At 66.9% G+C, this 12,620-nt stretch carries 10 protein-coding genes; 5 read left to right on the top strand and 5 right to left on the bottom strand.

The window, feature by feature from the left end; translation table 11 throughout:
* Positions 1 to 53: 53 nt before the first annotated feature.
* From J0J01_RS27825 to J0J01_RS27810, 4 genes are all read right to left on the bottom strand, one after another.
* Complete coding sequence (locus J0J01_RS27825) at positions 54 to 518, bottom strand: nitroreductase family deazaflavin-dependent oxidoreductase (RefSeq protein ID WP_296386793.1); 465 nt, start codon at positions 516 to 518, stop codon at positions 54 to 56.
* A 93-nt stretch (positions 519 to 611) separates the two neighbouring features.
* Positions 612 to 983, bottom strand: coding sequence for a nuclear transport factor 2 family protein (locus J0J01_RS27820; RefSeq protein WP_296386792.1), 372 nt, complete (start codon positions 981 to 983; stop codon positions 612 to 614).
* Positions 984 to 994: 11 nt separating this feature from the next.
* The gene (locus J0J01_RS27815) at positions 995 to 2,857 is read right to left on the bottom strand and encodes an AMP-binding protein (RefSeq protein ID WP_296386789.1); all 1,863 of its coding nucleotides are present in this window, start codon (positions 2,855 to 2,857) and stop codon (positions 995 to 997) included.
* 69 nt (positions 2,858 to 2,926) lie between these two features.
* Complete coding sequence (locus J0J01_RS27810) at positions 2,927 to 4,021, bottom strand: mandelate racemase/muconate lactonizing enzyme family protein (protein WP_296386787.1); 1,095 nt, start codon at positions 4,019 to 4,021, stop codon at positions 2,927 to 2,929.
* 115 nt (positions 4,022 to 4,136) lie between these two features.
* Between J0J01_RS27810 and J0J01_RS27805 the strand changes: the two genes are divergently transcribed.
* The 5 genes from J0J01_RS27805 to J0J01_RS27785 all read left to right on the top strand — a co-directional run bounded on the left by J0J01_RS27805 (position 4,137) and on the right by J0J01_RS27785 (position 11,563).
* Positions 4,137 to 5,360 carry an acyl-CoA dehydrogenase family protein gene (locus tag J0J01_RS27805; protein WP_296386785.1) on the top strand — a complete coding sequence of 408 codons (1,224 nt, stop codon included), beginning with the start codon at positions 4,137 to 4,139 and terminating at the stop codon, positions 5,358 to 5,360.
* 166 nt (positions 5,361 to 5,526) lie between these two features.
* Entirely contained in the window at positions 5,527 to 7,584 is a 2,058-nt protein-coding gene (locus J0J01_RS27800) for a DNA/RNA non-specific endonuclease (protein WP_296386783.1), read from the top strand.
* The gene (locus J0J01_RS27795) at positions 7,581 to 8,690 is read left to right on the top strand and encodes a serine protease (RefSeq protein ID WP_296386781.1); all 1,110 of its coding nucleotides are present in this window, start codon (positions 7,581 to 7,583) and stop codon (positions 8,688 to 8,690) included. Before J0J01_RS27800 ends, J0J01_RS27795 begins: the two co-directional genes overlap by 4 nt.
* A 9-nt stretch (positions 8,691 to 8,699) precedes the next feature.
* Positions 8,700 to 10,082: a hypothetical protein gene (locus tag J0J01_RS27790; RefSeq protein ID WP_296386779.1), complete on the top strand. Its 1,383-nt coding sequence runs from the start codon at positions 8,700 to 8,702 to the stop codon at positions 10,080 to 10,082.
* Positions 10,083 to 10,150: 68 nt separating this feature from the next.
* Positions 10,151 to 11,563, top strand: a complete 1,413-nt coding sequence (locus tag J0J01_RS27785; protein ID WP_296386777.1) for a hypothetical protein — start codon at positions 10,151 to 10,153, stop codon at positions 11,561 to 11,563.
* A gap of 99 nt (positions 11,564 to 11,662) precedes the next feature.
* Here the strand turns inward: J0J01_RS27785 and J0J01_RS27780 are convergent, their stop codons facing one another.
* On the bottom strand, positions 11,663 to 12,601 hold the full coding sequence (locus tag J0J01_RS27780) for a tripartite tricarboxylate transporter substrate binding protein (RefSeq protein ID WP_296386776.1): 939 nt from the start codon (positions 12,599 to 12,601) through the stop codon (positions 11,663 to 11,665).
* Between the last annotated feature and the right edge of the window lie 19 nt (positions 12,602 to 12,620).

Here is a 12,620-nt window from a genome sequence, read left to right as displayed (position 1 = left end):
GGTTCATGATCATGCCTCCCTCCCCCGCAGGGGGAGGGTCGGGGTGGGGGGTCTTACACCGGATCCAGCACCACGACCGGAATCTCGCGCGGCGTCTTCTTCGCGTAGTCGGCGTAGGGCGGCCAGAACTTCAGCGCGCCTTCCCACAGCTTCGCCCGCTCAGGCCCGGACACGGTGCGGGCCCTGGCCTTCACCGTCTTGGCGCCGACCTGCACCTCGACCTCGGGATTGGCGACGAGGTTCTTGTACCAGCCGGGATGATCCGGCGCGCCGCCCTTGGAGGCGACGATGTACTGACCACCATTGTCGGTGTCGCCGTAGAACAGCGGGAACAGGTACTTCTCGCCGCTCTTGCGGCCCTTGGTCACCAGCAGCAGCGCGGGGACGGTGATCTCCTTGTCCATGCCCTGCGGCTTGATCGTGTACATATGGCCGTCCTCGCCGCCGCTCTTCAGATAGCGGTCGACGTGGTCCGACATCCACTTCGGCAGATTCTCGGGAATCTTCGCTTCGATCATCACCGTCTCCTCACACTGACCGGTCAGCACCCCGCATCATTTGGGCGTCCTGCCGCATGTTCGCAAGCCGGATTGTCCGTTTGCGGGGCGGGACTAGGGCAGTCGGGTCGACTGCCACGTCACCATCTGCCAGCGCCCGCTGCGTTTGGCATAGACATCGGTGAAGCGCACGCCGAAGGCGTTCGGCGTGCCGTTGGACGTGACCTTGATCTGGCATTCGCCGGTCAGCACGACCGCGTCGCCGAGATCCTGCGCCTTGACGTTGGACGGCTCGACGGCGGTGTAGACCGTCTTCCCCGAGGTCATGCCGTCGATCAGGCTGCGCTTGGTGTCGAGCCGCGCCGAGGAATGGGTGTAGACCAGGTCGTCGGCGATCAGCGCCTCGAGCGTCGCGACATCCTTCGCCGCCATCGCCTGCATGCGCTTGTTGTCGAGGTCGATCACCGTCTGTCCGTTGCCTGCCATGGCGTCCTCCGCTAGTCGATCTCGATCACACCCTCGCCGCCGGCATAGAGCCTGTCCACCAGCGCCTTACGACGATCGAGCGTGGCGCGCTGGTTGATGTAGCCCTTGTCGGTGATCTCGTGGCCGTCGACCGAGGGCGGCTCGTCCATCAGCAGCACGCGCGTGACCTTCATCGACGATCCCTTCGCCTCGGCATTCATCGCGGCCAGCCCGCGCTTGATCGTCTCGACCACCTTGGGATGCGCCAGCACCTTGTCGGCCGGGAGCTGCACGTCCTCGTCGCCCGCGACCCGCCGGCAGGCTGCGACATTGGGGAACCCCAGCAATCCGACATAGTCGCGGTCCTGGCCGCAGACGACGGCGTCCTGCAGCACCGGCGACACCGCGGCCACCGCCGTGCTGCGCAGCGTGCCGACCAGCACGAAGGTGCCGCTGGAGAGCTTGAAGTCCTCGACCACGCGGCCGTCGAACACCAGACCCTGGGCGGGATCGTTCGGGTCGACGAAGCGGCCGGCGTCGCCGATCTGGTAGAAGCCCTCGTCGTCGAACATCTGGGCCGTGAGGTCGGGCTGCTTATAGTAGCCCGGCGTCACGATCACGCTCTTGAGGCGGAGCTCGTAGCGCCCCGCCTCGCCGGTCGGCACCATCTTGAGCTGCACGCCGGGGAACGGCAGGCCGACCAGGCCGACGCGCTCGGAGGCCCAGTGCACCGTGGTCGCCGTCGGCGCGGTCTCGGTCGAGCCCCAGCCGGTGACGAACGGCAGCCGATAGCCGGTGTGCTTCACCGCCAGGCGCTCCATGCGGTCGTACAGATCACTCGACAGGGTCGCGCCGCCATAGGCGAGCGAGTTGAGGTTCTTGAAGAATTTCTGCGCCAGGAGTTCGTCCTTCTCGAGCGCGGTCGCCAGCATGGCGTAGCCCGCCGGCACGTTGGCGAAGTAAGTCGGCGAGATCTCGCGCAGGTTTCTGAGCGTCTCCTCGAACAGGCCGGGCAGTGGCTTGCCGTCGTCGATCCAGGTCGTGCCGCCTTCGGCGAGATTGCCCTGGAAGGTCGCGTTGCCGCCCATCGTGTGGTTCCACGGCAGCCAGTCGAGCATCACCGGCACGGGATCGCTCGGCTTGCGCACGCGCGCCATCTGGCCCATCGCCAGGTTGGCGCACATCATCTCCTGGGTGTTGATCACCGCCTTGGGCATGCCGGTGCTGCCCGAGGTGAACAGGAATTTGCCGACGGTCTTGGGCTCGATCCGGTCGATCGACTTCTGCACGGCGTCGGTCGGCAGGGTGGCGGCCAGCTCGCTCCACGGCAGCGATTGCATCTTCGGCGGCGCCTTGTCGACATGGACCAGCAACACGCCGTCGAGATCGAGGGCGACCAGCGCATCGGCGTAGATCTCACCGTTCTGCACGAACACCAGGCCCGGCTTGATGAGATCGAAGACGTATTTCAGCTTGGCGTGATCGCGGCTCATCACCGAGTAGGCCGGCGACACCGGGGCGAGCGGCGCGCGCGCCTGCATCGCCGCCATCGACAGCAGCGCGAACTCGATCGAGTTCGACGACAGGATCATCACCGCCTTGTCCGGCCCGAAGCCGCGATCGATCAGCGCCTGCGTCACCGTATCGACCTGCTTCTTGGCTTCGGCGTAGGTCACCTTCAGCCATTCACGACCGGGCCCGCGGCGCTGCGCCAGCCAGACCCGATCCGGCGCCTCGCGCGCCCACTTCGCCAGGAACGCCGGCACGTGCTTCTCGTAGGGCTTCAGCGCATGGTTCGACTGCAGCAGGATCGTGCCGTCGGCGCGCCGCTCGACCGTGATGTCGCGGCTCAGGAAATCGATCGGCTTGAACGGGGCCTGCAACAGACTATCCACCGGCGGTTCCTCTTTGTTCTCGTTGGCGGTCCATGTAGGCCGCCAGCGGACCGGTCCGCAAGAGCGCCGCTATGCGCGAAACTTCTTGATCGCCGCCTCGTCGAAGGTGAGGCCGAGCCCCGGCTTCTGCGACAGCACCATCTGGCCGTTCTCGATCGCCGGCGTCTCCTGGTAGAGCGCCACCATCCACGGCATGTACTCGACGGTGAGGCCGTTGGGGCAGGCCGCCACCATGTGCACCAGCGTCTCGGGCATGACATGGCTGACCACCGGCAGGTTGAAGGCCTCGGCCATGCCGGCAACCTTCATCCATTGCGTCGGGCCGCCGACGCGCGCGAGATCGATCATCACGATGTCGACCGAGTGCGCCTGGATCATCTGCCGGAACGGCTGGATGCCCCAGACGTACTCGCCGCCGGCGACCGGCGTCTTGAGCGCGGCGGTGACGCGCGCCAGGCCCTGGTAGTCGTCGGCCGCGGTCACGTCCTCGAGCCAGAACAGGCCGACGCCCGCTTCCTCGACACGATGGCCGATGTCGATCGCCTGCTCGGGCCGCCAGCGCTGGTTGATGTCGCACATCAGCTTGATGTCGGGCCCGATCACGTCGCGGATCACCTTGACGCGGCGCACCTCGTCGGCCGGCGTCGGATCGCCGGGCAGGCCCATCTGGGTCTTCATCTCCTTGAAGCCCTTCCTGAGCAGCGTCTCGGCCGCCTGCTGCGCCTGCTTGTCGGTGAGGCCGCGGCGCAGCGAGCCCGAAGCATAGGTCGGCACGCGATCGCGATGGCCGCCCAGCAGCTTCCACAGCGGCTGGTTCAGCGCCTTGCCCTTGATGTCCCACAGCGCGGTGTCGATGGCGGACAGCGCCAGGGTGAAGATGCCGCCCGGCCCGGCATCGCCGCTGTTGTTGCGCAGCTTGGCGGCGATCGCCTCGATGCGCATCGGATCCTCGCCGACGGTCAGCGCCGCCAGCTCGTCGACCGCGGTGTGCAGGGTCTTCATCATCCGGCCGTAGAGCGTGACGCCGATGCCCTCGATGCCTTGGTCGGTGCGCAGCCTGAGCGCCACCGCCGGGCGCGTACGGCCCGCCTCCTCCGGCATGTTGGCCAGCGGATCGTCCTCCAGCACCTTGAGGGCGATGGCTTCGTAACCCGTGATTTTCATGGGTGATTTCCTCCGGCAGGCCGCACGCCGAAACGCCATAGCGCGGCTGAATGGCCGTTCACATTGCCACGGATTTCCGCCAGAGTCCGCCGCAGCACGCGACAGGGAGACGGGCATGGATTTCGAATACTCGGACCGCACAAAGGAACTGCAGGAGAAGCTCCTGAAGTTCATGGACGAGGTCATCTATCCGGCGGAGACGGTCTACGAGGACCAGCTCAACGCCTCGAAGGACCGCTGGCAGCTCCCGCCCGTCCTGGAGGAGTGCAAGGCCGAGGCGAAGAAGCGCGGCCTGTGGAACATGTTCCTGCCGGCCGATCGCGACTCCGGCGACACCCATGGCACGATGGGCCTCTCCAACCTCGAATACGCGCCGATCTGCGAGATCCTCGGCCGCGCCTCGATCGCCTCGGAGGCGGTCAACTGCTCGGCGCCCGACACCGGCAACATGGAAGTGTTCGCCCGTTACGGCAGCAAGGAGCACAAGGAGAAGTGGCTGAAGCCGCTGCTCAACGGCGAGATCCGCTCCTGCTTCGCGATGACCGAGCCCGCGGTCGCCTCGTCCGACGCGCGCAACGTCGAGTGCCGCATCGAGGCGGACGGCAACGACTACGTGATCAACGGCCGCAAGTGGTGGTCGTCGGGCATGGGCGACCCGCGCTGCAAGGTCATCATCCTGATGGGCAAGAGCGATCCCAGCGCGCCGGCCTACCGCCAGCAGTCGATGATCGTGGTGCCGCGCGACACGCCCGGCATCAAGATCGTCAAGATGCTGCACGTGTTCGGTTATGACGACGCGCCGCACGGCCATGCCGAGGTGGTCTACGACAACGTGCGCGTGCCGAAGTCGAGCATCCTGCTGGGCGAGGGCCGCGGCTTCGAGATCGCGCAGGGCCGCCTCGGCCCGGGCCGCATCCATCACTGCATGCGCGCCATCGGCGTCGCCGAGCGCGCGCTCGAGATGGCGATCAAGCGCGCCAAGAGCCGCGTCGCCTTCGGCCAGCGCATCTCGGAGATGGGCGTCACCAAGGCCCATGTCGCCGACATGCGCATGGAGATCGACATGGCCCGCCTGCTGGTGCTGAAGGCCGCCTGGGCGATGGACAAGTACGGCAACAAGGAAGCCCGCCAGCAGATCGCCATGATCAAGGTGGCGGTGCCGAACATCAGCTCCAAGGTGGTCGACCGCTGCCTGCAGCTCCACGGCGCGGGCGGCGTCAGCCAGGTGTTCAAGCTGGCAAGCATGTACGCCCACCAGCGCACGCTCCGCCTGGCCGACGGCCCGGACGAGGTCCATCGCGACCAGGTCGGCCGGCTCGAGATCGCCAAGTACAACTAAACAAGTACAACTAGGTCAGACACCCTGTCCCAGTGAAAGGCCGCCGAAGGGCGGCCTTTTTTTGGTCACCCTACTATCGGTTGCAGCTTCTCCGAGTTTTGCGTTATGAATGCATCTGCGTACTGCGGAGGGCAGCGCATGTTCCAGAAGAGGGGAGGCTGATCACATGGCCGAGCTGGAGCAAAGGCTCGCACGCCTGCGAGCGCTCAACGATGCGGTCCGCGCCAGCGACCCCAATCTCGCCAACGAAGGCCGCGACACGGCGCAATCTTCGTTGCCGTCCGTGCCGGCTCTGGAATCGATGTCGGCAGGATCCCCGATCGAGAACGAGATCGGTCTCGAAAGTATCATCCTGCGCCAGACCCGCCCCGTGCTGGCGATCCAGCACAACGAGACCAAGCTCGACTTCGCCGACCAGGCCGACAGCGTGATCTGGCGCCAGCGTCTGGAGAACGCCAAGGCCCCGCTCAGCGCGGCGATCCGCGCGGTCGGCCGCATCGAGCTCAAGGGCGCGCGCCTCGACTGGGTGGGCACCGGTTGGCTGGTCGCCGAGAACATCCTGGTGACCAATCGCCATGTCGCCAACGAATTCGCGGCCCGCAAAGGCGACGGCTTCACCTTCAAGCCCGGCAGCGGTGGGCCGATCGCGGCGAGCGTGGATTTCCTGCAGGAGATCGGCAACGCCGACACGCTGGTCTTCGAGCTGGTCAAGCCGCTTCACATCGAAGATCCGCCCGGCCCGGACGTCGCCTTCTTCGAGGTCAAGATTACGGGCGGCGACCCCAAGCTCGCCACGCCCATCATGCTCGCGGACCAGGCCAGAGCGGCGCCGTTCGTCGCGACCATCGGCTATCCGGCCTACGACAGTCGCATCCCCGAACCGGATCTCATGGAGAAGATCTACGGGCGGATCTACAACAAGAAGCGTCTCGCCCCCGGCGCCGTGACCGTGGTCGAGGCCCGCGAGCTCCAGCACAATTGCACCACGCTGGGCGGCAATTCGGGCTCCACCGTGATCGATCTCGACAGCGGCAAGGCGCTCGGGCTGCATTTCAGCGGCACGTTCCTCACCGCCAACTATGCCGTGCGCTGCGACGTCGTGAGCCGGATCCTGGCCGACGTCCAGGCCGGACGACGGTCGAGCCGCGTGGAAGCGAAGCCGCCGAAGCCTCCCGCCGCCGCCGTCGCGCCCCGTCGGCCCGCGCCGGGCCGCCCGGCCAGCACGAGCTTCACCATACCGCTGACCGTGACCGTGTCGCTGGGCGATCAGCCCCGGGTTCTGTCGGCGCAGGCGCCGCTGCGCACGCTGGCCGGCGATACCGGCGGCGACATACCCGGCGACAATGAAGCCGTCATCGAAGACTATCGCGACCGCGAAGGCTACATCCCGTCGTTCCTCGGCGACGGCAAGGCCTTCACGGTGGACCTGCCCGAGGTCGAGCGCCACACCGACGACGTCCTCGCCTTCAAGCTCGACGGCAAGGACGAGACGGAGCTGCGCTACGAGCACTACTCGGTCGTCATGAGCCGCAGCCGCCGCATGTGCTTCTTCAGTGCCGTGAACATCGACGGCGGCCAGTCGAAGAAGAGCAAGCGCGTCGGCTGGAAGTGGGACCCGCGCATCCCCAAGACGCAGCAGATCATGAACGAGTGCTACGGCAGCCCGCCGAAGTTCAGCCGCGGGCACATGACGCGGCGCGAGGACCCGGGTTGGGGCAACGCCGCGACGGCAAAACGCGGCAACGAAGACTCCATGCACGTCACCAACACGACGCCCCAGATGCAGGCGTTCAACGCGCCGATCTGGCTGGCCCTCGAGGATTATGCGCTCGACCACACCAAGGAAGACGAGATGAAGGTGTCGGTCTTCACCGGCCCGTATTTCGAGGACGACGACCCGGCGATGTACGGCGTGCGGATCCCGCGGACCTTTTGGAAGATCGTCGCCTTCATCCACGACGATACCAAGAAGCTGTGCGCCACCGGCTACGAGATGAACCAGGAGCAGAGCCTGCAGCCGGAGGAAGAGTTCGTCTTCGGCGCCTTCACGTCGCCGCAGCTCAGCGTCGCCACGCAAGTCCCGATCCGCTCGATCGAGGCGAAGAGCGGCATCAGCTTCGGCCGTCTCGCCAGCGTCGATCCCCTGGCGCGTGCCACCGAAGCGCTCGCCGGCGATACGCCCGCGGCGCTGACCAGCCTCGAGCAGATCCGGTTCCTGCCGTGAACGACGCCGGCGCCCAGTCGACCGCCGAACAGGTGGTTGCCCTCGCCAAGGCCTTGACGAAGGCCCTGGACCTGGCGGCGCTGAAGAGGATGGTCTACCTCGCCACCGGAGACGAGCTGTTCGAGGCCTATATCAGCCCGATCAGCCCCGATCCGCTCAGGACGATGATCCTGAACCTGCTGCAAACGCTGTCGAAGGACGGCAGCACGGAGCGGTTCCTGACGGTGGTCTATCGCGAGAAGCCGTTGAACAAGGACATCCGCGCCGTCATTGCGCAGTTCTGCCCGGCGGTGACGGGCAACGCCGGCCAGGCGCCGCTGGACTTCCAGCTGCAGAAGGCGGGAAAGACGCAGGCCGCCGAGGCCGGCGCGGGCCCCGGCCTGCAGAAGAATATCAAGCCGGCCCTGAAGTCCGTCGATCTGACGGTCTGGATCGACCGGATCGAGCAGGTGCGCAAGCAGGTGTGCCGGATCGAGCTGTCGGGCACTGCCTTGGGGACAGGCTTCCTGGTCGGGGCGAATGCCGTCCTGACCAATTGTCATGTGGTCGAGGAGGCGCGCAAGCTCGGCGCCACCGACAGACTGGGCTGCCGCTTCGACTTCCGGCGGCTCTCGAACAACACCGTCGAAGCCGGGACCGTCGTGCCCGTGCGATCGATCGTCGACGAGCTGCCGTGCAGCCCCGCCGAACGCACGGCCCAGCCCGACGACCCGCCGCCGGGCGCGGCCGAGCTCGACTACGCCCTGCTCCAGCTCGACCCGATCCCGGGGGCGGACCGCGGCTTCATCGCCCTGTCCGGTCCTCCGGTGCAGGCCGGCGACGCCCTGATCATCGTCCAGCATCCGATGGGCGATCCGGTGCGGTTCGCCATCGATACGACGTCGGTCATCGGCTACCGGCACGACGGCCGGCGGTTGCGCTACGAGACCAACACGTCGCCGGGCTCGTCCGGATCACCCTGCTTCAACATGGATCTCGACCTCGTGGCGCTGCATCATCTCGGCGATCCGAAGCGCCCGCCGCCGACCTATAATCAAGGCATTCCGATCGGCCAGATCCACGCCAGCATCGTCGCCCGCGGCCACGCTGCCCTCCTGCCGCCCTGAGGCCCGCCCATGTCCGGCACCCTGTTGACTCCGCAGCAACTCGACGCCATCGGCAAGGCGATCGCGGGCACCTTCAAGCTCGAAGATTTCACCGCCGTGCTGGACCGCTATACAGGTCACGGCGACTGCGCCGGCTATCTTCCTGCCAGGGCTGGCGAGTGCACGATGGTCGTGGTGACCGACACGTGCCTCGGGGAGATCAAGCGCGAGGGGACGCTGCTTCCCTTCCTCTCACGGGTCGTCGAGCACAAGTGGCAGGACGAGAAGTTCAGGGCCACCATCGTCGAGCGGGCGCGCGCGCTGGTCCGCCCCGCGCTCGAGAAGACGCCGCATGTCACGGTCGTCGTCCAGGCGCTGAATGAGCTGTCGGGCGGGCTGGCGGTCAATCCGCAGGCCGGCACGTGCCAGAACGGGCAAACCTGCACCTTCGTGCGCGACCATCGCAATCCGGCGCAGACCGGAGAGATCGACAGGATCGTCATCGCCCTCGACCAGTTCGAGGCGCTGAAGAGACTGCACGACAGCCTGCATATCCTTCAGGTCCAGGGGGCCGACTGGCTGGACGAGGGCGAGGCGCCGAGCGAGCCCACCCTGCCCCTGGCGTCGCTGAAGGCGATCGTCGAAACGATTCGCCGGACGGCCAACGACGTCCAGGGCCGGGTCCCCGAGGAGGCCAACGACATCTGCCGGCATTGCCTGGAGATCGCGATCCACGCGGCATCCGCGCTGGGGTCGAGCGATGCCGACCAGCAGGCGTTCGCGCTCGCCGAGCTCCGGCTGCTCGTGACGGAAGAGCCGCCGCGGATCGACGGCTGCATCTTCGGGCTCTCGCGGGAACTTCCCATAAAGCAGCTCCGGGGCCTGCTCGAATCGGCGATCGGCCCGGGCCTGCCGCTGGATGGGAAAATGCAGCAGGCGGCAGAAAGCCTCGATCGGGTCACCGAAGCGATGCGCGCCAACATCCTGGAGCATGCGTTGTGGCAGGTCACCGACATCCGCATCGCCGAGATGGCGCGGATCCTCGCCAATCCAGGGCCCGGTTTCCTCAACGATTTGTCCCGCGTCTGGCGTGGCGTCCGGCAAACCCTGCGGACCCTCGTCGACGCCCCGGAAGGGGGCGCGCCGTTCATGGACGCCGCTCTCAACGGCGCGATGGTCCTCTATGAGGCGGCGTTGCCGACGCTGGACACCCCCGCGCCCTCGGGGCCCTCCCCGACGGAACGCTTCGGTGAGATCGTCACCGCCTTCACCGAGTTCCGCCTCAAGACGCGGGTGCACTTTCTCGCCGTGGACCAGACGTTGAAGCTGTTGTTCGCGAGCCTTCTGCCGATGCGCGATGCCCTGAAGACCATCCGCACCCGCGTTCCCCAAAACTGCGCGTGTCCGCCATGACCGAAGCTGCTCCCGGCGCCTCGCCCGCCGTCGGCCTCTCCCAATTGCGCCAACACCATCTTGCCTTGATGGCCGACCCGCTGAAGAAGGCATCGGGCCAGGAGTGCGAATCGTTTGTCCGCGACCTGATCGATGCCGGCCGCGACGTGGCGCCGGGCCGCGACCGCGAAGCCCTGCGCAAGATGCTGTATTTCTGGACGGCCGAGGCCGTCAACCGCGGGGAGCGGCCGCGCGGCGAGCTTCCGGCGTTGCTGCCCTACACCGGCACGGCGCCTGCACAGCCCGAGAAGGGCGCCTTGCTCACCGCGCCGATCGGCGCCGAGCAGATCGAGGCGACCCCTGAGACGCGCGCCGCCATCCGCATCGGTGCCCTGGCACGGCAATGGCGAATATCGGGCCGCGACGTCGGATATCTATTGAACGGCGATGCGCTGAAGGAAGCCGCCACCCTGACCGGCGTGGATCCCGAGATCGACCAATTCATCGAGGCCAGCCGCAAGAGGGTGCGTCGCCAGACGATCGCTGCCGCCTCGTTTTACATCCTGCTGCTCGGAGCGATCGCAATCGCCGCGACCGTCGTGGCCTTTTACTATCGCGGCCTGTCCGAGGAACGGCGGGTCGCTCTCAAGGACCGGGAAACCGCGTTCCAGACGATGAGCGTCGCCAACAGCCGCGAAAGCGCGGCCACCCGCAACGAGGCGCGGGCCGCCATCGAGGCGTTGAATGCCGGGGGCGAAAATTCCCTGGGACCGCTCAAGAAGCTGCTTCAGCGTATTGGCGACGCTCAGTCGGCCGAGCTCGACAATCTGGCCGTCAAATCCACGCAGGCGATAAACCCCACTTCGTCCGGCAACATCGTCCAGAGCCCGCCGCAGCAGGTGATCCAGCGCACACCGCCCAGCGTCGGTACCTGCGACGGCGTGCTCTGGCTGGGCAACGACACTCAGAGGCTCATCGCCGGCGCCGCTCCCCTGGCGAGCCTGCAGGGCAACGAAACCATCAAGGTCAACGACAACGCCAACATCCGCCTGCGCAACGGCATGCCCTCGGCGGCCTATCTGATGGCACCGCAGATCGGGCTGGTTCCCGGCGGCGCGACACTGGTCCTCACCGGGAAGCCGGAAGCGCATCGGTCTCCGACCGGGTCCGACCAGTACTTCGCGCCGGTGAAGGCCCCGCAGGAATTTTGCACCCGGGTCTATGTTCAGTATTTCGGCGATTCGGCGAAGGTGCAGAGCCTGCGTACCGATCTCGGCGACCTGGGCTTCGAGGTGCCGCAAGCGCAGAAGCTCGACAGCACCAGGCAGCTGGCAGAGGTTCGCATCTTCCAGGCGGCGGACCTGCCGATGGCGAAGCTGGTCGGCTCGACGCTCAAGACCTTCAACAACGGCAAGGATCTGCCGGTGCGCGAGCTCTTCAATTTCCCGACCAAGCCCGCCGCCGGCACCATCGAAGTCTGGATCGATCTGAGCGGTCCGTAGCCGGACTGCCGCAAGGCCTGCAATGCGTTTCGGTCGACTTCCCCAAGGAGTCCGGCTGCTACCTAGCGGTGCCGCTGCGGCGGCCCTGACGCGTCGCGTCTACTCCACCTTCACGCCGGTGTAGTCGATCATCTTCTTCCAGTAGGCAAGGTCGTCCTTCTGGCGCTTGGCGAACTCCGCGGGCGTCGTGCCGATCGGATCGAAGCCCAGCGTCTTCCACTTCTCGAGCGAATCGGGGTCCTTCAGCGCCTTGTTGATGTCGGCCGACAGCTTGTCGACGATCGGCTTGGGCGTCCTGGCCGGGGCGAACATGCCGTACCAGCCATCGACGACGAAATCGGCGAAGCCCGCCTCGACCATCGTCGGCAGGTCCGGCGCCGAGGGCGAGCGCGTGGCGCAGGTTTGCGCCAGCACCTTGACCTTGCCGGCGCGGGCCTGCGGCAGGGCCGACGGCAGATTGTCGAACATGAAGGCGATCCGGCCGGCCATCAGGTCGGGCTGCGCCTGCGCGCTGCCGCGATAGGGCACGAGCGTCGCCTTGAGGCCGGCGCGCTTGACCAGCAGCTCGGCCGCGATGTGCTGGCTCGAGCCGGTGGCCGCCGCATAGGAGACGCCGTCCTGCCTCTTGACCCAGTCGACCAGCTCCTGCGCCGTGCCGGCCGGCACGCTGTTGGGGATCGTCAGCGCCATGCAGGCGGTCCCCAAGAGCGTCAGCGCCTCGAAGTCGGCGATCGGGTCGTACGGCAGGTTGGGATAGAAGATCTTGTTGGAGCCGTTGGTGCTCTGGGTGCCGAGCTGGATGGTGTAGCCGTCCGGCGCCGACTTGGCCGCGAAGTCGACGCCGATGGCGCCCGCCGCGCCGCCCTTGTTCTCGATGACGATGCCGGGCTTCCAGACATCGCCCAGTTTGGAGGCCAGGATGCGCGACAGCGTGTCGGTCGGCCCGCCGGGCGGGAACGGCACGACCCAGCGGATCGGCCGCGTCGGGTAAGCCTCCTGGCCCGCCGCCGGCCCGCCCGCCGCCAAAACAACAGCCAACGCGACTAAGCCGAAAATC

Source organism: Reyranella sp., from assembly GCF_017305915.1.
Lineage (GTDB): Bacteria > Pseudomonadota > Alphaproteobacteria > Reyranellales > Reyranellaceae > Reyranella.
Note: the sequence above shows the minus strand (reverse complement) of the source record. Positions and strands in the feature narration are given on the sequence as shown.

Coding starts and splice junctions, on each gene's coding strand:
- J0J01_RS27825 (WP_296386793.1), bottom strand. CDS start 518: ATGATCGAAGCGAAGATTCCCGAGAATCTGCCGAAGTGGATGTCGGAC.
- J0J01_RS27820 (WP_296386792.1), bottom strand. CDS start 983: ATGGCAGGCAACGGACAGACGGTGATCGACCTCGACAACAAGCGCATG.
- J0J01_RS27810 (WP_296386787.1), bottom strand. CDS start 4,021: ATGAAAATCACGGGTTACGAAGCCATCGCCCTCAAGGTGCTGGAGGAC.
- J0J01_RS27805 (WP_296386785.1), top strand. CDS start 4,137: ATGGATTTCGAATACTCGGACCGCACAAAGGAACTGCAGGAGAAGCTC.
- J0J01_RS27800 (WP_296386783.1), top strand. CDS start 5,527: ATGGCCGAGCTGGAGCAAAGGCTCGCACGCCTGCGAGCGCTCAACGAT.
- J0J01_RS27790 (WP_296386779.1), top strand. CDS start 8,700: ATGTCCGGCACCCTGTTGACTCCGCAGCAACTCGACGCCATCGGCAAG.
- J0J01_RS27785 (WP_296386777.1), top strand. CDS start 10,151: ATGGCCGACCCGCTGAAGAAGGCATCGGGCCAGGAGTGCGAATCGTTT.